At 57.6% G+C, this 20,447-nt stretch carries 18 protein-coding genes; 5 read left to right on the top strand and 13 right to left on the bottom strand.

All coding sequences use genetic code 11. From position 1 onward, the window contains the following. Positions 1-179 precede the first annotated feature (179 nt). Positions 180-1,127 (top strand): LysR family transcriptional regulator, encoded by a 948-nt coding sequence (locus tag ACYVIS_RS07080; protein WP_460873608.1) that lies wholly within the window; start codon positions 180-182, stop codon positions 1,125-1,127. A gap of 149 nt (positions 1,128-1,276) precedes the next feature. Here the strand turns inward: ACYVIS_RS07080 and purU are convergent, their stop codons facing one another. The 5 genes from purU to ACYVIS_RS07055 are packed head-to-tail and all read right to left on the bottom strand — an operon-like array spanning position 1,277 to position 7,239. Then, positions 1,277-2,122 carry a formyltetrahydrofolate deformylase gene (gene purU / locus ACYVIS_RS07075; RefSeq protein ID WP_370635851.1) on the bottom strand — a complete coding sequence of 282 codons (846 nt, stop codon included), beginning with the start codon at positions 2,120-2,122 and terminating at the stop codon, positions 1,277-1,279. Between the two features lie 25 nt (positions 2,123-2,147). Further along, a complete protein-coding gene (locus ACYVIS_RS07070; RefSeq protein ID WP_460873607.1) occupies positions 2,148-2,735 on the bottom strand; it encodes a sarcosine oxidase subunit gamma in 588 nt (195 codons plus the stop codon). Further along, positions 2,728-5,703: a sarcosine oxidase subunit alpha family protein gene (locus ACYVIS_RS07065; protein ID WP_460873606.1), complete on the bottom strand. Its 2,976-nt coding sequence runs from the start codon at positions 5,701-5,703 to the stop codon at positions 2,728-2,730. Before ACYVIS_RS07065 ends, ACYVIS_RS07070 begins: the two co-directional genes overlap by 8 nt. Further along, positions 5,700-5,975 carry a sarcosine oxidase subunit delta gene (locus ACYVIS_RS07060; RefSeq protein ID WP_460873605.1) on the bottom strand — a complete coding sequence of 92 codons (276 nt, stop codon included), beginning with the start codon at positions 5,973-5,975 and terminating at the stop codon, positions 5,700-5,702. Before ACYVIS_RS07060 ends, ACYVIS_RS07065 begins: the two co-directional genes overlap by 4 nt. A gap of 10 nt (positions 5,976-5,985) precedes the next feature. After that, a complete protein-coding gene (locus tag ACYVIS_RS07055) occupies positions 5,986-7,239 on the bottom strand; it encodes a sarcosine oxidase subunit beta family protein (protein WP_460873604.1) in 1,254 nt (417 codons plus the stop codon). 393 nt (positions 7,240-7,632) lie between these two features. Here ACYVIS_RS07055 and ACYVIS_RS07050 point away from each other — a divergent pair, with 393 nt between their 5' ends. Then, positions 7,633-8,418 carry a polysaccharide deacetylase family protein gene (locus tag ACYVIS_RS07050; RefSeq protein WP_232740971.1) on the top strand — a complete coding sequence of 262 codons (786 nt, stop codon included), beginning with the start codon at positions 7,633-7,635 and terminating at the stop codon, positions 8,416-8,418. Beyond that, on the top strand, positions 8,372-9,385 hold the full coding sequence (locus tag ACYVIS_RS07045) for a Bug family tripartite tricarboxylate transporter substrate binding protein (RefSeq protein ID WP_460873603.1): 1,014 nt from the start codon (positions 8,372-8,374) through the stop codon (positions 9,383-9,385). The genes ACYVIS_RS07050 and ACYVIS_RS07045 overlap by 47 nt, the downstream gene beginning before the upstream one ends. Positions 9,386-9,394: 9 nt before the next feature. Here the strand turns inward: ACYVIS_RS07045 and ACYVIS_RS07040 are convergent, their stop codons facing one another. Continuing rightward, positions 9,395-9,571, bottom strand: coding sequence for a hypothetical protein (locus tag ACYVIS_RS07040; RefSeq protein WP_232744780.1), 177 nt, complete (start codon positions 9,569-9,571; stop codon positions 9,395-9,397). On the opposite strand from ACYVIS_RS07040, the gene ACYVIS_RS07035 reads away from it, so the two are divergent. Then, complete coding sequence (locus tag ACYVIS_RS07035) at positions 9,507-10,445, top strand: LysR family transcriptional regulator (RefSeq protein WP_460873617.1); 939 nt, start codon at positions 9,507-9,509, stop codon at positions 10,443-10,445. The genes ACYVIS_RS07040 and ACYVIS_RS07035 overlap by 65 nt on opposite strands. Before the next feature lie 11 nt (positions 10,446-10,456). On the opposite strand, the gene ACYVIS_RS07030 is transcribed toward ACYVIS_RS07035, so the two are convergent. The 7 genes from ACYVIS_RS07030 to ACYVIS_RS07000 form a co-directional block, all read right to left on the bottom strand. Continuing rightward, positions 10,457-11,437 (bottom strand): Bug family tripartite tricarboxylate transporter substrate binding protein, encoded by a 981-nt coding sequence (locus ACYVIS_RS07030; RefSeq protein ID WP_460873602.1) that lies wholly within the window; start codon positions 11,435-11,437, stop codon positions 10,457-10,459. Between the two features lie 15 nt (positions 11,438-11,452). Then, a complete protein-coding gene (locus ACYVIS_RS07025; RefSeq protein WP_460873601.1) occupies positions 11,453-12,475 on the bottom strand; it encodes a membrane dipeptidase in 1,023 nt (340 codons plus the stop codon). A gap of 89 nt (positions 12,476-12,564) precedes the next feature. Further along, positions 12,565-13,455: a Bug family tripartite tricarboxylate transporter substrate binding protein gene (locus tag ACYVIS_RS07020; protein ID WP_460873600.1), complete on the bottom strand. Its 891-nt coding sequence runs from the start codon at positions 13,453-13,455 to the stop codon at positions 12,565-12,567. Between the two features lie 209 nt (positions 13,456-13,664). Then, entirely contained in the window at positions 13,665-14,687 is a 1,023-nt protein-coding gene (locus tag ACYVIS_RS07015) for a membrane dipeptidase (RefSeq protein ID WP_460873599.1), read from the bottom strand. A gap of 61 nt (positions 14,688-14,748) precedes the next feature. Further along, the gene (locus tag ACYVIS_RS07010; RefSeq protein WP_460873598.1) at positions 14,749-15,705 is read right to left on the bottom strand and encodes a Bug family tripartite tricarboxylate transporter substrate binding protein; all 957 of its coding nucleotides are present in this window, start codon (positions 15,703-15,705) and stop codon (positions 14,749-14,751) included. 326 nt (positions 15,706-16,031) lie between these two features. Continuing rightward, positions 16,032-16,709: a nitroreductase gene (locus ACYVIS_RS07005; RefSeq protein WP_460873597.1), complete on the bottom strand. Its 678-nt coding sequence runs from the start codon at positions 16,707-16,709 to the stop codon at positions 16,032-16,034. A 46-nt stretch (positions 16,710-16,755) separates the two neighbouring features. After that, the gene (locus ACYVIS_RS07000; RefSeq protein ID WP_232744655.1) at positions 16,756-18,171 is read right to left on the bottom strand and encodes an aminotransferase-like domain-containing protein; all 1,416 of its coding nucleotides are present in this window, start codon (positions 18,169-18,171) and stop codon (positions 16,756-16,758) included. A gap of 1,262 nt (positions 18,172-19,433) precedes the next feature. Here ACYVIS_RS07000 and ACYVIS_RS06995 point away from each other — a divergent pair. Further along, positions 19,434-20,405, top strand: a complete 972-nt coding sequence (locus tag ACYVIS_RS06995; RefSeq protein ID WP_370635853.1) for a Bug family tripartite tricarboxylate transporter substrate binding protein — start codon at positions 19,434-19,436, stop codon at positions 20,403-20,405. The last annotated feature ends 42 nt before the right edge of the window (positions 20,406-20,447 follow it).

The following is a 20,447-nucleotide window of genomic DNA, read 5'->3' as shown; positions in this document are numbered from 1 at the left end:
GTAGCGCCACCGGCGATCACAGCGGTCTTTCCATTCAGCCTGGTCAAGTCGTGCATCCTTCCTTGGAGTTGTACGGAAGCAGGGAACTGCTTACTCAGTGTCAAAGCGAGTATGGGCCTATTGACACATCAATACAATTGACGAAAAATCGCTTAATTCAATCTACTTTTTAGATATATATGCTCGACAATGTCACCATCAACCAACTGCGCGCGTTCGTTGCGGTATGCGACCAGGGAAGCTTTTCGGGTGCGGCGCGGAAGCTCAGACGCGCACAGTCAGCCATCAGCCACGCGATCAAGGCGCTGGAAAGCGCGTTTGATGTCGAGTTGTTCGAGCGAAATACACGAAAGGCGCAGCTCACCGCGGCGGGGCGCAGCCTCTTGCCGGACGCGCGGGCGGTAATCTCACGCACGGAAGAAATGAAGAACCGCGCCGGCTCGATCGCCAGAACCGGGGCGCCACAGGTTTCGATTGCGATCGATACCTACTTCCCGCGCGCCCACCTGATCGACTGTTTGCGGACGCTGCAAGAAGAGTTCCACACTGCAGCGATCGACCTGCGAATCACGAGCATGCAGGGCGGCGAGAACCTGGTGCTCCAAAAGGTGTGTGCCCTAGCCGTCACGATCGAGAACGTGACGGAGGTGAACCCGGATGCCATGGAACGCCGCTGGCTGTGTGAGGCGGAGATGGTGACGGTATGTGCGCCATCCCATCCACTCGCTTCGACACCGAAACCCATCCCGATGGACGAGTTTGGTGGACATATTCAGATCGTAGTGACGGACAACCAGCCGGGAGCGGAAAAGACCCAACAGGGAGTCGCCGGCAAGCGCCAGTGGCTGGTCAATGATCTCGGTGCCAAGCGTGATCTTCTCAAGGCCGGTCTCGGCTGGGGACACTTGCCGCGGCACCTTGTTGGCGAGGATCTGGCGAGCGGACAGCTCGTCGAACTTGAACGCCGCGCCTGGCACATCGGTTCGCTCACGTTCATGATCTCGCAACGACGGGGGTATGACCTCTCCCCATGCGAGTCGCGGCTGGTCGAGCTCCTTGGCGAACCTCAGTGCATCCCAAAGAAAACCGGGCGGCGCTCCGTCTCAGGCAAAGGCGCAAAAGCCTGAATAGATCCGGATGAAGCACGCCGTGCCGGCCCTGACCCAAGCCCCGATAGACGATGTCTTTAAATACCAATACCAACCCATCGAATCCCGTAAACAACCCGAACCAAAAACGCACCAGACAATGGACCAGCCAGCCTGGAATTTCCGGGCTAGCGGAACACAACGGTCTTGCGGCCGTTCAGAATGATTCTATGCTCGGCATGCCACTTGACAGCATGCGCCAGGGCAATGCATTCGGCGTCCCGTCCGATGTTGGCGAGTGTTTCGGGGTCGAAGGCATGGTCGACGCGGATTACCTCCTGTCCGATTATCGGCCCTTCATCGAGTTCGGCCGTTACGTAGTGCGCGGTCGCGCCGATCACTTTTACCCCGCGCTCGTATGCCTGATGGTAGGGCCTGGCTCCCTTGAACCCAGGCAGGAACGAATGGTGAATGTTGATCGCACGCCCTACAAGCTTGCTGCAGAAATTGTCAGAGAGAATCTGCATATAGCGCGCAAGCACCACAAAGTCCGACTTCGTCGACTCGATGACATCGAGCACCCTATCCTCTTGCTCGGCCTTCTTGCCCGGATCCAGAGGAAAACAATGGAAAGGTATGTTGTACGAGGTAGCGAGCGAATAAAAATCGGGATGGTTCGAGACAATGGCGCGGATATCAACGTGCAGCAATCCGGAACCATGCCGAAACAATAAATCGTTCAGGCAATGTCCGAACTTCGACACCATGATCACAACACCCGGCCTGATGGTCGTATCGTTCAGGCTCCACTGCATCGCAAAGGCATCCGCCAGTTCCGTGAACTCGCCGGCAAGTCGTTCACGGCTATGCGTACTGGAAAAACATACCCGAATGAAAAACCGGTTGTTGCTTACATCGCCGAACTGGGCACTGTCGAGAATATTGCAACCGCGATCAGCCAGGAATCCAGCGACAGCATGAACGATGCCGGGGCGATCCAGGCACGATAAGAGCAAAACAAATTTTTTACACACGACTTCCATAAACTCCTGCCAAAAATCAGACCTTGAATTCTTCGATGGCATCGACAAGCCATTCCAGGATGCTGAGCGCAAAGCTGCGCGGCACCAATATGTGGAAGCTGCCCGGCGTGGTTTTGACGATCAGCACGTGCACCGCATGCAGCCCTGTCGCAACGACACGTCCTGCCGCAAAAGCCGCGTCAGAGAAGTCGATGCCTATCCCTTTCTCGAGCACGAGATGGGAATCGTCGCCGCGAAGCGCGATCGCAACGATTCGGCCAAAGGAAAGATCAGTTACCGCAGCCAGGCTGCCCAGTTCGCTTTTCAGTGCAAGAGCAATCGCGGTGCCGGTATTGGGCGTTGTCGCGATTTGCCAGGTATTGGGCGCAATCGGCAGCATTGAAACAGGCCCGGCTATTGAAGCCAGTCCGGGCGCGCCAGGCGCCGCGACGCCGGCAATGCGCGCGATGCTCGGCGCGATGTCGGGCGACCCGGCATAGGCGGCAACCAGCACGCAATCGACCGGGAGCTCTGACAGCCCCATGCGATGCTTACGCACGGGAAGCTCTCCGACGACTGGCGAATCCGCCAGCGCGCTTCGGTATTGAAGAGGATGATCAACCATGAAGTTTTTCCCCGGAAGGATCGTAGAACACCGGCTCACCCACCACCACTTCACATGAGTAGTTGTGCAGGGGCGACCATGCGGTCAACTTCTGGCCTATAAGCGCGCGGCCATTCTTGATGAACGCAATCCCGATATGCGTATCCAGCGTTGGGCTATACGTAGACGACGAGACCCAGCCTAGCGACACCGATGCGGCCACAGGCTCCTGGACGATAGCCGATCCGGCAACGATTTTTGCGCCTGGCGACGTTGACATTACACCAACCAGCTTCGGCCGTTCCGGCGATATCAGGCCTTCGCGATGCATCAGCGGCTTACCGATAAAGGGCTCGGCCTTGCTTGCCAATTTACCCAGACCCAGGTCGTCGGCCGTCGTTCTTCCATCGATCTCCGGCCCCGCCACGTGGCCTTTCTCGATCCGCATGACCCCCATCGCTTCCGTGCCGTAGGGCGTAATTCCAAACGGCTTTCCCGCTTCGCACAGCCGCATCCAAAGCGCCATTCCATATCCCGCCGGAATGTTCAGTTCATATGCCATTTCGCCCGAGTAGCTCAGACGAAATACATTCAGTGGTATATGGGCCAGGCTCGTTTCCAGCACGCCCATGTGCGGCAACGCCGCATCCGACACATCGACACCGGGAAGCAATGCCTCCAGGACAGCTCGACTCTTGGGGCCGGCCAGTGCGATTTGTGCATACTGATCCGTGAGCGACGTCACTCGCACGCGTAATTTTTGATAAGCCGTGGCAAGCAGGAACTCCAGGCCGGCCAATACTTTGCCCGCATGGGCCGTGGTGGTGGTCATGAAAAACCGATCTTCCGCGAACCGCGATGTGGTGCCATCATCCAGTACGATGCCATCGTCGCGCAGCATCAATCCATAACGCGCGCGGCCAGGCTTCAGGGTAGAGAACCGGTTGCTGTACACCAGGTCAAGGAATATTGCCGCATCCGGCCCCTGGACGTCGATTTTCCCCAGTGTGGAAACATCGGCTATTCCCACTCCGCGGCGTACGGCAAGCGTTTCACGCCGCCATGCTTGCGCATAGGTTTCACCCGGGCCGACATAGGTCTTGGGCCTCAGCCATTGTCCCGCCGATGCCATGACTGCGCCGTTGTCCAGGTGCCACTGGTGCATGGGAGAGATCCGTGTGGCGGAAAAACCTTTACCTATCTGGCGGCCCACAAACGCACCGAGCGTCACCGGCGTGTAGGGAGGCCGGAAAGTGGTGGTCCCAACGACCGGAATCGGCTCTTGCCGTGCAAGCGCCATCAGAGCAAGCCCATTGATGTTGCTGGTCTTCCCCTGATCGGTACCCATGCCCAGCGTCGTGTAACGTTTCAGATGCTCCACCGAGCGGAAATTTTCACGAGCGGCCAGCGCAACGTCGTTCACGGTTACGTCGTCCTGGAGATCGACGAATTGCTTCGCCTTGACTCCCATGGGTTGCGGCGCAAGCCAAAAAGCCTCGATATCCAGGTCAGGCTCGTCGCCCCCCACGATCATGTCTGGCGCTTGCTGTTTCAGTCCCAGATCCGCGCACGCCGACGTCGCCGCCGCGGCACCGTCCCTCAACACTTCGCGCAATTGAAATACGCCGCGTGCGGCGCCAGCGGAAATGGCCGCCTGCTTGCACGGTCCGGGAATGAAGGTGGCAATGCGCTCATCGTAGACGGCCTTGCCGCCCGATTGCGAGTGCAGGTGCAAGGAAGGAGCCCAACCGCCGGCCGTGCCGATGACATCGCATGCGATGCGTGTTCTGCGGCTGCCGTCCCGCAAAGCGATTTCGGCGCCTTTGACGCAGCCGCGGCCCAGGGCCCGCAACACGATGGATTCCTGGTGCAAGGCGATGCCCAAGGATCGGACTTGTTCCGCAATCGCCGCCGGGATCGTGCGCCGCACATCGACAATGGCTACAACGTCGATGCCGAGCCTGGCAAGGTCGAATGCGGCCGGATAGGCACTGTTATTGTTGACGAACAGCACAATGCGCCGGCCTGCCGCCACGCCATAATGGTTGGCATAGGTGCGAATGGCGGATGCCAGCATTACGCCCGGCAAATCGTTGTTTCCAAAAACCAGGGGGCGTTCAATCGCGCCTGTGGCAAGCACGACGCGTTTGGCGCGGATCTGCCATAGCCGCTGGCGTGGCTGCTGCGGCTCGGGTACCGCAACATGATCGGCCACGCGCTCGATGAGCGACACCATATTGTGGTCGTAATACCCGAATGCCGTGGTGCGGGGCAAAACAGTGACACGGCTGCTGGCGGATAAGCTGGCAGCCGTGTCGCGCGCCCACTGCGGCGCAGGAATATTGTCGATATGCGTACCCTGGCTTAACAGCGAGCCGCCCAGGCTTGCATTTTCATCGACGAGAAAAACCTTCGCCCCCGCTCGCATCGCTACGCCAGCTGCCGCCAGGCCGGCTGCGCCGGCGCCCACGACAAGGACGTCGCAGCAGGCAAAGCGTTTCTCGTAATGGTCCGGATCGTCTTGCCTTGTCGCCACACCCATTCCCGCCGCATTGCGAATCACGCGCTCATAGCTTGGCCATAGCCGTGCGGGCCACATAAATGTTTTGTAATAAAACCCGGCCGGAAACAAGGGCGACAGCAAGTTGTTGATGGCCATCAGGTCCAACTTCAAGGAAGGCCAACGATTTTGGCTTTCCGCCACGAGCCCTTCGTACAGTTCAATGGTCGTGGCGCGAGTATTGGGTTCGGCGCGCGCACCGCTGCGCAAGCGCACCAGCGCATTGGGCTCTTCAACCCCGGCGGCGACAATACCGCGCGGACGATGATACTTGAAACTGCGGCCTACGAGTTTTACCCCATTGGCCATTAATGCGGCTGCCAACGTATCTCCCGGATGGCCTTCGTAGCGCACGCCATCGAACAAAAACGAAATGGTCTTCGAGCGATCGACCAGGCCGCCCTGCTTCAGGCGAAAGGCTTGTTTCATTGCTGCTCCCGTTGAGCAAGAGCATTTGCCAGTGAGACGCCAGCAATATCATGGGTAAGCGTATCGCGCTTGACCTTTATCCAACTGCGGCAGCCCAAGGCATGTTGCCAATATTCCGTATGCGCGCCCTTGGGATTGCTGCGCAGATAAACATAGGAAAACCACTCGGACTCGGGCGCGTCGTCGGCCGGGCGCAATACGGAAGCATCTGAGCCACAGTCGAATTCGGTGTGGTTACGCGGCCCGCAAAATGGGCAGTTAATGAGAAGCATTGCAAAGGCCTTACTGTGCGTTGGGGATTGGGCCGCTGCCCTTTTCGTCGATAGTGCGGCCGTGCTCGAATCGGTCCATGTTGAAGCCTCGATTGAGTTCGTGCGGCTCGTCGTGAGCAATCGTGTGGGCGAACACCCATCCGGAAGCCGGGGTTGCCTTGAAGCCGCCGTAACACCAGCCGCCATCGATGTAAAAATTCTGCAATGGTGTTTTGCTGATGATCGGACTGCCGTCCATCGTCATATCCATGATGCCCCCCCAATGCCGCATCATTCGTAGACGACTGATGAATGGAAACATTTGCATTGCGCAAGCTGTCGCATGCTCGAGAACCGGCATGTTCCCCTTTTGGGCATAACTGTTATAAAAATCCAGATCGCCGCCCATGACCAACTCGCCTTTGTCGGATTGGCTCATGTAGAAATGACCCGCACCGTAGGTCACGACCGTATTGATGATCGGTTTGACCGGCTCGCTTACGAACGCTTGCAGCAAATGGCTTTCAATCGGCAGGGTGAAGCCGGCCATCCTGGCCAACTGACTGGTATGACCGGCTACGGCGATACCTACTTGGCCGGCTCCGATGAAACCTTGATTCGTCTCTATTCCCCTGACCTTGCCGCTTTCCTGCTTGATCGCAATACATTCACAGTTTTGCAGGATATCGACACCGAGCGCATTGGCCGCACGCGCGTAACCCCACGCTACCGCATCATGACGAGCAACGCCGCCGCGTTTTTGCAATAGGCCGCCGATAACGGGGTAACGAGGCCGCTCGCTACTGTCGAGCAGCGGGACCATTTCTTCGACTTGCTTGTGATCGAGCCATTCCGCATCGATTCCGTTAATGCGCATTGCGTTGCCGCGGCGAATATAAGCGTCTTGCTGCGCATCGGTATGCGCGAGATTGAGAACGCCGCGCTGGCTGAACATCACGTTGTAATTGAGCTCCTGGCTCATCGTCTCCCACAGCTTGAGCGACCAGTCATAGAATCGCGCGTTGGTATCGAGCAGGTAGTTGGAACGAATCAGTGTCGTGTTGCGGCCCGTATTGCCACCCCCGATCCAGCCTTTTTCCACTACCGCGATATTTTTCACACCATGAAGCTTGGCAAGATAATAGGCTGTCGCAAGGCCATGCCCTCCTCCCCCAACGATGATGACATCGTAGTGCCTCTTCGGTACGGGTGAATCCCACGCAGGCATCCAGCCCCGATGGTGGCTGAAAGCATTACGTGCGAGAGAGAGAAATGAATACTTCATGAGTATTGGCAGGAAGGAAAAGGTTTATTGCTAAAACAGATGTCAGTAAGCCTGATAGCCAGGGGCTTGGGCAAGCACCATCAAGGAAAGGCGAGGGGCGAATAAGATTTATTAATACCCGGGTAGAGGCGTAGCGCTTAATAAGAATTGCTAATACTTATAGGCAATCTTCCGTAATAAGGCGGCAAGAAATCATGAATTTCGACGAAACTGCGCCACAACACACAAAAATTCCATTTTCAAATCAGCTGAATTGGCCAATCTGACCCAAGCCTTGTTGGGCCGCCGTCATACGCAAGAAGAAACCGCCACGATATTTGGCTGCAGCTGGCTACGCCATTTAATGATGGTCAATCACCGACCCCACCAAGATTCGCAACGAGATAGACGCTCATGACAAATTTCCCGGTTGTATTTGGTATTGATCTGGACGCCGAGTCAAGCTGGCTTGGAAAGTCTCCCGAAAACGCCGGCAAACCGGTGCTTCTTTCGCATGGCACGTACGAAATCCGGGAAGGCCTGAAATTCCTCCTGGATGTGCTCGACCGTCACAGCGTGCGGTCAACGTTCTTCATTCCCGGGCTGATCGCACACCGGCACCCCGAGGCCGTCACGGAAATTTTCCGGCGCGGCCATGAGGTCGCGAGCCATGGCTACAACCATCTGTCGCCGCCGCTTCTCGATGCCAGCCAGGAAAGGAAAGAGCTGGCCTCCGGCATCGAGACCCTGGAGAAAATAACCGGCCGCCGTCCCGTGACGTGGCAAGCCCCTTCGTGGGAAATCACCTCTCGCACCATCGATTATCTGATCGACGAGGGAGTTTCGGTTTCAAGCAATTTTCACGACAGCACCAGGCCCTACCGCCATGTTCGCAATGGCGTGCCGCTCCCCCTGGTTGAACTACCGGTCGAGTGGCACTTGGCCGACGCCCCTTTCTTCTTGTACGGCGCGATGCCAGGCCGGCAAATCTGGCCACCCCTGACTGTTGAGGAAATGTGGAAAGAAGATTTTCGCGGCCTCTACGAGAGGGAAGGATCGTATTTTCGCTTGGCGCTGCATGTTCAGCTCATTGCTCACCCGGGCCGGCTTCGCATGCTTGAACGTTTCATCCAATTTATAAAGGAACATCCAAATGCGTACTTTACCCGTTGTGATGAGCTTGCTGCCACGATTGCCTAGCAATCGGGCGATATGGGCTTTCCTGTTTGCCTTATCCCTCTTCTCGGGGCCTGGAACCGCCACCGCGGCGGCCTATCCCGAAAAACCGGTTTCCATCATCGTGCCATTCGCCGTGGGTACCGCGACCGATAGCATTGTCCGCCTGCTCGCCAAAGGTTTGCAGGCAAAATTCGGCGTCCCGTTCATCGTCGAGAATCGCCCTGGCGCGAGCGGCATTATCGGAACCGATCGCGGCGCAAGATCGAAGCCGGATGGCTATACGCTGCTGGCCGCCTCGGGCACGACGATGTCACAGAATCCCTGGTTCTTCAAAAAAATCCCCTATGACCCAACTACAGACTTCAAACCCATCGCACGCATTGGCGGGTTTCCACTAGCCATCGTGGTACGCCAGGAAGCGCCATGGAAAACCATGGCCGAATTCCTGGATGCCGCGCGCACGGCCACGAAATCGTTCTCCTACGGAACAGCCTACGGTATGCAAACCGTGTGCGGAGAGCTTTTGAAAAGGAATGCCAGGCTCGACCTGATCTCAGTTCCCTACAAAGGCACTCCGCAGGCGATTACCGACCTCCTCGGCGGGCAAGTCAATTTCATGTGCGCCGAATTCGCGACCAGCCTGAATGCCATTAGGAACCATCAATTGCGCGCATTGGCCATCTTGACCGACAAACGATCGCACTACCTCCCCGATGTGCCCACCATGAAGGAATTGGGCTTGAATTTCCTCCCCGAAATGCATTCCTGGATTGGCTTGCTTGCCCCTGGCGGCACCTCCGCGCAACACATCGAAACCGTCAGCCGGGCTGTCCTGGAAATTGCAGCGGCTCCCGAATTTTCCGCCGCACTCGATTCGATCGGATTTGAACTTTCCACACTCAATGCATCGGATTTCGGAAAATTCCTGAAAAAAGATCATGCCGTATGGGGTAAACAAATCCAACAAGCCGGCATCGCCCCCCAATAAACAGCCTTTTCAGGCCGCTGCGGAGTCTACACCCACAATACCGTATCGCGTATTATGCAAAGTCGCCAAACCGAAAAGGATTTCCGGCATGCGCAATCGCTTCACAATCGAGCTCAGCTCCATGAGGGTATTCCTGGCGGTCAGTGAAATGGGCAGTATGACAACAGCGGCCAGGAAGCTGGGCATGACGCAATCCGCTGTCTCGCAGGCAATCCGCCAAATGGAAGAAGGCCTGGGCGTGATATTGATTGATCGAGAGTTCCGCCCACTGCAACTCACCTCTTCGGGCACGATACTGCGCCAGCATGCGCACCGGATACTGGCCGACACAGATCATCTCACATCCGCGCTCCAGGCCGGCGGCACGGTGCCGGGACTACGCATGGGCATGCTTGATTCCTTTGCGGCAACAGTCGGACCTTCGCTCATCCGAACCGTTAGCGAGTACGCACGCGATGTTTTTGTTTATCAAGGGTTTTCACCTGAGCATCTACGCGGATTCCGCGCGCGCGAGCTGGATATCATCATATCCGCCGAACTGCTCAGTTGCAAAACCGAAGAGCTCAGCCTTTTACTTCTTCGCGAGCCTTTTGTTCTGGTTCTTCCGAAAGAGCATTCGGCATATACGCAGCATTCAAATCTGAAACAAATCGCGCGCAATCTGCCTCTGGTTCGATACAGCGCGCGCTCCACCGCAGGGCTCTTGACCGACCGTTACCTGGAGAAATTGGGCCTGATCAATCAACGCCGCCTCGAAGTTGAAACGGCCGAAGTCCTGTGCAGCCTGGTCGCGGCGGGCGTTGGCTGGGCAATTACCACCCCCTTGCATTTGCTCCAGGGCAGGCCGCAGTTTGAAGGGATTTCCGTACAGCCCCTTCCCGAGGAAGGAATCAGCCGCGATCTCTCGCTTTTGGTGCGCCGGGGCGAGTTTGAGACCATGGGGCGCGCGCTTACAAAACGAACGCACGAGATCCTTCGGGCCGAATGCCTGCCACCGCTCTTCGCCCTTATGCCATGGCTAAAAGGAGTCATGAAGGCTGGAGACGACATCGGAGGCTGATCGCGATCGTCTTACTCGGGCTTCAGGCCGATGGCGGCGGCGAGCTCACGGTATTTGCCTATCTCGGCTTTCATGAATCGGAGCAGCTCGTCCGGACTTCCTCCAATGGGCAAAATGTACAGATTACCGAAGGCTTGCTTCAACTGCGGCGATTTCAGCGCCGCAACCGTTGCCGCATGCAAACGCGCGACGACCTCCTGCGGTGTGCCTTGCGGTGCCAGCAAACCCACCCAATTGCTATCGATGAAGCCCGGCAAGCCTGCCTGCGCCATGGTCGGCACCGTCGGCATGGTCGCCAAACGGTCTGGCGAGAGCACCGATATGGCTTTCAGCTTGCCGGACTTTATCAGATCGACCATGGGCTGGGGCGAACTGAAAGAATACTGGACCTGACCGGCGATCAAATCCGAAATCATCGGCCCGCTACCTTTATAAGGCACATGCACCGTGTTGATGCCCGCGGCCAGATTGAACCGCAGGCCGATCAAATGGGGCTGCGAATACTGGCCACCCGATCCGTAGTTGACCTTGCCCGGATGCGCCTTCGCGTAGGTGATCAGCTCGGCCAGCGTATTCGGGGGAAAAGACGTCGACGCCACCAGCATATTCGGCAGCCAGCCTACTTGCGAAATCGGCGTCAGATCCTTGAGAGGATCATAGGTCATTGCGGCGGACGTCACGGGCGCAATCGTCAACTCGGCGGAGGTCCCGAACAACAAGGTATATCCGTCGGGCATCGACCGGGCGACCAGATTCGTGCCGATTCTGCCGGTCGCTCCAGGCCGGTTCTCGACAACCACGGCCTTACCCAATTGCTGGGACAGCTGCGTTGCGAATATTCGCGCCGCAACATCCGTGCCGCCGCCAGGAGCATAACCGACGATGAGCCTGATGGGTTTGGATGGCCACTTTGTTGCCTGCGCCGTGCCTGTTGCGGGAGCAGCCAGCATGCATAGGGTTCCAAGTACTGTTAACCAGCGTTGCAGGGACATAGACATCTCCGTTGACTACCCATTGACAGAAGTAAAATGACGCAGCCAGTTGCCGCCAAGCACCGCCGCGGTCTGCTCGGGCGTATAGCCGCGATCGAACATACCCTGGGTGAAATTGGCCAGTTCAAGAATCGTGCCCAAGCCGCGCGGATAATCCTGAGTCAGGAAGTCGTCGACGCTGCCAAAGATATCCGGACGCAGGGTGCGCCAACGCACAGTGTGGGGACGCAACAGCTTCGTGGCCTTGTAGCCTTCGGTGAAATCCAGGCCCAGACCGACGTTCTCGACGCCGACGGTACGGATCCAGTGGTCGCCATGGTCCAGCATTTCGTTGAGCGTCGGATCGGCGGCCCTGACGCTGCGCGGCAGGCCGCACACGCCCATGACACCGCCCTTTTGCCCGATCACCCGCGCCGTTTCATCCTTGGTGTTGCGGTCGTTGGCATTGACGCTATAGGCATTGGAATGAGTGCAGACGGGGTATTTCGCCCTGGCCGCGCCTTCGGCCCGGGCGCGATGCCCCGCATGCGACAGATCAAGAATGAGATCGAGCTCATTGGCGGCATCAATCAATTCCTCACCGGCAAAGGTGAGCCCCGCATCGCGCCGTTCGCCGCAGCCGTCGGCAAATAAGGTTGCGCCCGTATAGGCCAGGCCGAAATAGCGCATACCCAGACGATGCATGGTACGCAGCCGGTGAAAATCCAGATCGACCATGGCCGACCCTTGCGTGCCGACAATGACCGCCAGCCGGCCTTGCTTGCGCGCCGAGTCGATCTGTGCGCGGTTTGTCGCCAGCGCAAGATAGGGGCTCTTGGCGATCTTTTCCAGGCCAATATCGAAGTTGCGATGCACATCGTCCCAGCTCTGGTCGGTGCCGAACGTGACGTTCGCCGCATTCACTCCCGCCTGCAAGCAACGTTCGGCCCAGGGTTCGTCCAGGACGTAGAATAGCGATAGGCAATCGAAAACAAATGTTTCCTGCGTAAAGCGCTTCGCTTCGCTATTGGCCTGTGGAACATCCAAAGATACTCGCACTCTTTTCTCCCAAGTGGACGACTGAAGGATCGGAAATCTTGCCGCCTGCGCCGATGACACGCACGCATACTGAATACCGGTATGCGGCGCTACTCCGGCTTCAAACCCAATACTTTTACAAGCTTGCGATACCGTTCGATTTCGGATCGGATATAACCGCCAAACTCGCCTTCAGTATCGCCAACGGGTTCTATGTATAAATCCAGAAACGTTTGACGCGTCGTGGGCAAATTCACGAACCGTACGGTTTCGGCATTGAGCCGGTCGATGATGGCTTTTGGCGTACCGCGAGCCGCCAAAAGGCCATACCACGAGCCGCCTACAAATCCAGGCAATCCAGCCTCGGACATGGTCGGAACCTGCGGCAGCTTGGGCAGGCGCTGCGTGGTGGCGACCGCGATTGCCTTGACCTTCCCATTCTTTATCAGGTCCAGCGTCACGGCCGGAGTATTGAACGTATACTGCACCTGCCCGCCCATCAAGCCCACCAGCGACGGGCCGCTACCCTTATAGGCGACGTGTACTGTATCCATTCCGGCTTCCAGATTGAATTGCATGCCCAGCAAATGAGGGGCGGAAAAAACGCCCCCCGATGAATAATTGACTTGGCCGGGATGAGCCTTGGCATACGCAATCAATTCGGCCAAGGTATTCGGCGCAAACATGGTGGAGGCAACGAGTATGTACGGCCCTTTGCCGATTTGACTGATTGGCTCGAAATCCTTGGCCGGATCATAAGGCATCGATGCGACCGTGGAGGGGGCTATCGTCAATTCCGCGCCAGTGCCGAAAAGCAGCGTATACCCGTCAGGGGCCGATTGCGCAACAAACTGCGCGCCAATCCGGCCTCCGGCCCCGGCCCGGTTTTCGACCACTACGGTCTCACCCAGGCGCTGAGACAATTCCGCCGCCAGAAGACGCGCAACCAAATCGGTACCTCCACCCGGAGGGTAGGGAATAACGAGCTTGATGGGTTTCATGGGCCACTTCGCCGCCAAGCCAATACCAGGCGCCATTGCTATCGCCACGATGCCGGCAAACAACAGGCGGCGACATAACGCGAAGCAGCCTCCAAAAACAAGGCCCGGACCGCCACGAGGGGCGGAGTATCGCAAGAACATAGGTATCTCCGTTGACAGGCGACAAACAGCAGGCTGTTTCATTGGAGCTCAAACAGCCGCTGGCGGCGCTAGCCATAAACCGAAGTGAAATGACGCAGCCAGTTGCCGCCAAGCACCGCCGCGGTCTGCTCGGGCGTATAGCCGCGATCGAACATACCCTGGGTCAGATTGGCCAATTCGAGTATGGTGGAGAGCCCTTTCGAGTAGCGTTGAGAGAGAAACTCATCCGGAGTGCCGAAGATGTCCGGACGCAATGTGCGCCACCGCAGGGATGCGGGCAATAGGCTGCCGCTTTCCTGGTAGGCTTCCGTGAAGTCGAGCCCAATGCCGACGTGACCGATATCCATTATGCGTATCCAGTGTTCTGCATGATCGAGCATGTCGTTGAGCGTCGGGTCGGCGGCCCTGACGCTGCGAGGCAGGCCGCACAGGCCCATAATTCCTTCTTTTTCGCGGATTAGCTGAGCTGTTTCATCGTGGGTATTGCGGTCGTTGGCATTGACGCTATAGGCATTGGAGTGTGTGCAGACGGGGTATTTCGCTCTGGCTGCACCTTCGGCCCGGGCGCGATGCCCCGCATGCGACAGATCAAGAATGAGATCGAGCTCATTGGCGGCATCAATCAATTCTTCACCGGCAAAGGTAAGCCCCGCATCGCGCCGTTCGCCGCAGCCGTCGGCAAATAAGGTTGCACCCGTATAGGCCAGGCCGAAATAGCGCATGCCCAGACGATGCATGGTACGCAGCCGGTGAAAATCCAGATCGACCATGGCCGACCCTTGCGTGCCGACAATGACCGCCAGCCGGCCTTGCTTACGCGCCGAGTCGATCTGTGCGCGGTTTGTCGCCAGCGCAAGATAGGGGCTCTTGGCGATCTTTTCCAGGCCGACATCGAAGCTGCGCAACGCATCGTCCCAGCTCTGGTCGGTGCCGAACGTGACATTCGCCGCATTCACTCCCGCCTGCAAGCAACGTTCGGCCCAGGGTTCGTCCAGGACGTAGAATAGCGATAGGCAATCGAAAACAAATGTTTCCTGCGTAAAGCGCTTTGCTTCGCTACCGGCCTGTGGAATGGCTGAAAATCCTTGCATGACGAATATTCCTTGAAATGGATATCGGATGGCGAGCGACACGGCGTCGCAGTACGCCGCCCTACTCGGGCTTGATGCCCAATTGGGCTGCAAGCCGCCGATACCGATCGGTTTCGGAGTGCAGGAAACGGCCGAATTCTTCCGGCGTGCTGGCGATTGGCTGGATGTATAGTTCCTTGAGCGTCTTGCGGACTTCCGGCGCGGCCAAAGCGGATTGCAACACAGCATGCAAACGGGTAATGATCGCCGCAGGCGTATGGGCAGGTGCAAGCAGCCCGAACCAAGTGCCGTTATCGAAACCAGGAAATCCCTGCTCATCCATCGTCGCAACATCAGGCAGTGCCGGCAAACGGTGCGGCGCCGCGATGGCCAGCGCCTTGAGCTTTCCAGTCTGGACATAGACCAGCGAGGCTCCCGGAGAACTGAAGGCATATTGCAACAACCCGCTGGTCAGATCGATGAGCATAGGGCCGCCCCCTTTATAGGGAACATGAGTCGTCTCGATTCCCGCAGCGAAATTGAATTGTTGGCCCAGGAGATGCGGAATCGAATTGTGCCCACCCGAGCCATAATTCAACTTTCCGGGATGGGCCTTGGCATCGGCGACCAATTCGCTCAATGTGTTGGGCGCAAATTTAGGCGATGCCACCACCATTCCCAGGCTTTTGCTGATCAACATGACAGGCTGCAGATCTTTGAGAGGATCGTAAGCCAGCGATTTAACGGTAATAGGCGCCGCGGTCAGTTCGGCGCCTGTGCCGAATAAAAGGGTATAGCCGTCGGGTTTTGCCCGCACTACCGAAAGCGTGCCTATCCTGCCGCTTGCGCCTGGCCGGTTTTCCACGATGACCTGTTGCCCCAGGCTAAGAGACATACGCTCGGCCAGAACCCGGGCGGTCGTATCTGTGCCGCTGCCTGGCGGATACGAAACGATCAGTTTTATCGGATCGGCGGGCCAGCCTGGAGTCTGGGCCCGCACCATGGGCGAGCCAAACATTACAAGTAGCGCGGCGAGCATACTTACTGCCCGCCTCGTCGCATTGGGAGGCTGCATTTTCACAAATTTTTTTCCTGAAAAAAAAGCGGACAATGGGCTTGAACAAGGAGTTTTTACTATAGATTGCCCCATCCTGACTCACAAACTGCATGAGCCAAATTACTGCCTGGTATTATTTTCTTTAATAGCGTGACATACCATGATGGGCAAGAAGCCATATGACGCAAGAGGCGCGCGGCTTCAAGCCGCACGTATACGACATACCCAATCGCTATGAATTTTCGGCGACCGTGCCGGCCGCTTCCAAGGTGAAATTGCTGCGGTTTTAGCCTTCCACCGCAGCCATCCTACGCGCAAAAAGTCACGAACTCATCCAGATCCATGCGGCGGGTCCGGAACTGATTTGCCACGCAGCCGCTGTCTTCATAGCCCATCGATATGCCGCAAACCAGCGTCTGACTGTCGCTTATGCCCAGCGCTTCCTTGACGATACCCGGGTAGTTCGCGATGGCGGCCTGCGGGCAAGTATGCAGGCCGGCGCCGCGGGCCAGCACCATGATGTTCTGGAGAAACATGCCATAGTCGAGCCAACTGCCTTTTTCCAGGTCGTTGTCGATAGTGAAAATAAGCACGACGGGAGCGCCAAAAAACAGGAAGTTCTTTCCGTGCTGCCGCGCCATGGCGTCCTTGTCTCCCTTCTGGATGCCGAGCGTGCCATACAGGCCCCAGCCCGTTTCGCGCCGCCTTTCTATATAAGGGCTGCGCCATGCCACCGGGTAGTACTGATACTCCCGGTTTTCGGGTATTTTTCGATCATGCGCTTCAACCAGTGCGCTTGAAAGCTCATCGCGCTTTGACCCGGTCACCACATGCACCTTCCATGGCTGGATATTGCTGCCGCTGGGCGCATAGGCCGCCGCGGCGAGGATCCTTTCGACCAGGCTCATATCGATTGCTTTCGGTAAAAACCCCCTGACGCTTTTCCGCGAGGTTATTGCATATTCAACGATTTCAAACGTATCCATTTCCCGGTTCATCCTTTCTTGCAAACGGCTCGATTTGATCGAATCATCATACCTCCCTTGCCACCCCCAGGCATTCCTCGAACAACTTCCAGAATGCCCTGCTTTCGCCTAGCGAAACGGGTATGCGCAGGAATGTCGAGAGCGCCTGGGCGGGCGAAAACAGCGAGCCGGGTACGAGCAAAGGGCCATTTTGCGCCAGGCGGCGCACCAGCGGTTCTGTGTCCTGGCCGCAATCGACCCAGACGAAGAGTCCCGCCTCCGGCGGGTGCTCAGGCTGCAGGCCCAGGCGGCGCAGGCTTTTCAGGCACAGGGTCCGGGCCGCGTCGGCCCGCGCCCGGACCCGTTCGATATGGCGCCGGTAATGGCCATCGGCCAGAACCCGATACACAATGCGTTCGGTGAATTCCGGCGAAGTCATGCCAGCCAGCATTTTCAGGTTGCCCAGCGCGTGTATCCGTTGCGGCGCCGCGGCGATGTATCCTACCCGCAGGCTGGCGGCCAGCAATTTCGAATAGCCGGCCACGAGCAGCACCCGGTTCAATTGATCCAGAGCGGCCAGGCGCACAGGCGGCGAGGCGCTCAATTCGCTATAAGTGTCATCCTCGATGATGGCGAAATCGTATTTTTCGGCCAGACGCAAGATCTCGTAGGCCTTGCCCATGGACAGGGTATAGCCGGTAGGATTGTGTACCGCCGTATTCACGATCAGCAGCTTGGGTTGGTGGCTGGCGGCGAGATGTTCCAGCCGGGCCAGATCCGGGCCGTCGGGCGCGCGCGGCACGCCCAGCACCGTCACGCCCGCCGCGGCCAGCCTTGCAAACACCAGGTACCAGGCGGGATCTTCGACCAGCACTACGTCGCCCGGCCGCACCATATGGCGAATAATCAGGTCCAGCGCGTGCGTGACGCCGCAGGTGGTCAGCAAATGGTGCTCGGGATGGGCACCGATTCCCGCCCGGTTCAGATCGGCCGAGATCTGCCGCCGCAACGGTTCGTAGCCTTGCGGCTTGCCATAGGCCAGCAAGCCCTGGCCTACCGTGCGCCGCACTTGCAGGACCGCCGACAACACCAGATCGGCATCCAGCCATTCGGCCGGAACACCCGGGTTCTCGGGTTGCTGAAACAAGGTACGCAGCAGCCAATCCACATCCATGCGGCCCGGCAGGGATGCGGCCGCCTGTTCTTTGGATAAAAGCGGGGCGTGCGATTTTCTCGCCGCGACATAAAACCCCGAACCGCGGCGCGACTCGATCAGACCCAGCGCCATGAGACGATCGTAAGCCTCGACGACAGTGAAACGACTGACACCCAGCGATTGGGCCAGCGCCCGGATGGACGGCAGGCGCAGTCCCGTACGCAAGACTTGCTCGTCCATGCGCTGCGCCATATGCTGGGCGATCTGCTCGACCAGCGTCTGGCTGGCCCCTTTTACCGGGCGCCAGGCGGTGGCTATCGAACCCATGGCTGGATCGTCCCCTTGCGCAGGCAGATCAGACGGTACGGCCGTAGAAAAAGCAGAAAAGGAGGACATTGCAAGAAATCCGCCACAAAAGGCGCCGCTTGATGCTGCAAAACAGACTCAGCCCCGTTGAACTGTTCAACATGATGGCCATGCAATCAGCCAACTCGGAAGCGGCATGAAACTATATAAGCACTGTATCAGAAACCACCCTTAAACAAAGCCTACCCCGGCCATCGCTAGTCGCCGCCCTGCATAAACCAGGCCAAACCCCGTCATTGCGGCGCCTCGTTGGGTGGGAGCTTATTTTAGCTATACCTTTTTTCACTAGCGGGTTTTTGGCTCGGGTTGTTTACAGGATTCGAGTGTTTACGGCATTCGATGTTTTGGTGGCTTTGGTATTTACGGTTTTGGTATTTAAAGACGCCGTCTATCGGGGATAGGGTCAGGACCGGCACGGCGTGCTTGATCCGGATCTACCTCGTCCAGGCGGGCGTCGGGCCAACTCACTGCGCCGCTGGCGCGGCTCCGTTCAAACAGGGCCCGCCGAAGGCCCCCGCCTTCCCTACGGTAGCATCCGGCGCACGCCTTACGCCGGTCCTGACCCTATCCCCGATAGACGGCTCGCGTAATGGCATGCCTGGAATGAACTTGCCGACTCAGCGTATACCTCGATGCATGACTTCAACGTTTCTCTCGGTGCATGACCCTAACGCTTCCCTCTATGCATTGCCTCAACGCAAGCCGCAGGGTGGGCGGTGCTGTGCAGGCCGGCGGTAGTCCAGCGCCGGGTGCTGACGAAGGGAAGGCGGGGGCCTTCGGCGGGCGCTGTCTGAGCCCGGCCTCGCGAGGCCGGGCGAGTTCGCCCGACGCCCGCCTGGACGAGGCAGACCCGGGCAGTCGGCTAGCGCAGCTAGCCGACCGCTGGACGTGCCGGACTGCACAGCACCGCCCACCCTGCGGCGTCTTTATAGAATCAACCGCCGCCCACACAGCAAACACAGCAACGCACCGTCCAACCTCATCATTCAAGCGCGTACCAGCAGCTCAAACCTAAAAACAGCGCTCAAAAAATCGACTGAAACGCGTCCAGTGTCCTAAACACTCGAACCAAAAATGCGCCAGCAACATCTATTGATGCGCCGGACAAAACACATATTTATGTTTTCATCACAGCCTGAAGCCTTGTTGACATTAAGTTTCCTAAAGGACACAATGTGTCTTTTACATACTTTGACTTTTATAACAGCACAGGAAGAGACACCGTGTTTTCAATCAAGACCCTGCTCACTGCCGCAATCGCCATTTCAGCATTTGCCGGAGCCCCAACACATGCCGCCTACCCAGATCACCCCATACGCCTCATCGTGCCTTTTGGTGCAGGCGGCATCACGGACATCATTGCGCGTCACCTTGGGAAAAAAATGGGCGACACCCTTCAGCAAACCATAATCATCGACAACCGCCCAGGCGCGGGCGGGGTCATCGGCGCGCAGCTTGCGTCGAATTCGATACCTGACGGCTATACGCTTTTCATGGGCACAGTAGGGACACAAATAGTCAATCCGCTCATTATGTCCAAAATCAACTACAACCCGGATAAACAGCTTCAGCCCGTCGGGATGATCTCCGGCTCACCCTATGTATTAGCGGTGCGGGCCGACCTCGGACCTAAAACATTCGCCGAGTTCATTGCCTATGCGAAAGCTCATCCAAAAACACTAAATTATGGATCGGCTGGAATAGGCAGTTCTCCGCACCTGGGACTGGAACTCCTCAAGTTGACTACCGGCATCGATATTTTGCACATCCCGTTCAAAAGCGGCAGCGAAGCGGTCAATGCGGCTGTCGGAGGGCAAGTCGATATCGTACTGGATGCAATTACCGTCATCATGCCGCATGTCACCGCAGGCAAACTACGAGCCTTGGCGATCGCATCCCCCAGCAGATTACCATCGGCGCAAGGCGTTCCCACCAGTGCCGAAGTGGGTGACCCGGCTTTGCAAATCAGTTCGTGGAATGCCCTGTACACCCCGACAGGAACACCTCCCGACATCGTAAAGAAACTGAATGAAGCACTGCAAAAGACTCTGGCCGACCCCGTACTTCGCGACACCATGGCCAAGCAAGGCACACAAGCTTATACCGGCGCGCCCGATGAGTACAAAAAGTTTATGACACAAGAAAAGGCGAAATGGGTAGACATTGTCAAACGCGCCAACATTAAAATCAATTAGGCCCATGCAGCGTTTTGCCCGCATTCACTGTGCAGTCATTTC

Source organism: Paralcaligenes ginsengisoli, from assembly GCF_054781135.1.
The sequence above is the reverse complement of the archived record's forward strand: the minus strand, read 5'-3'. Positions and strand labels throughout refer to the sequence as shown.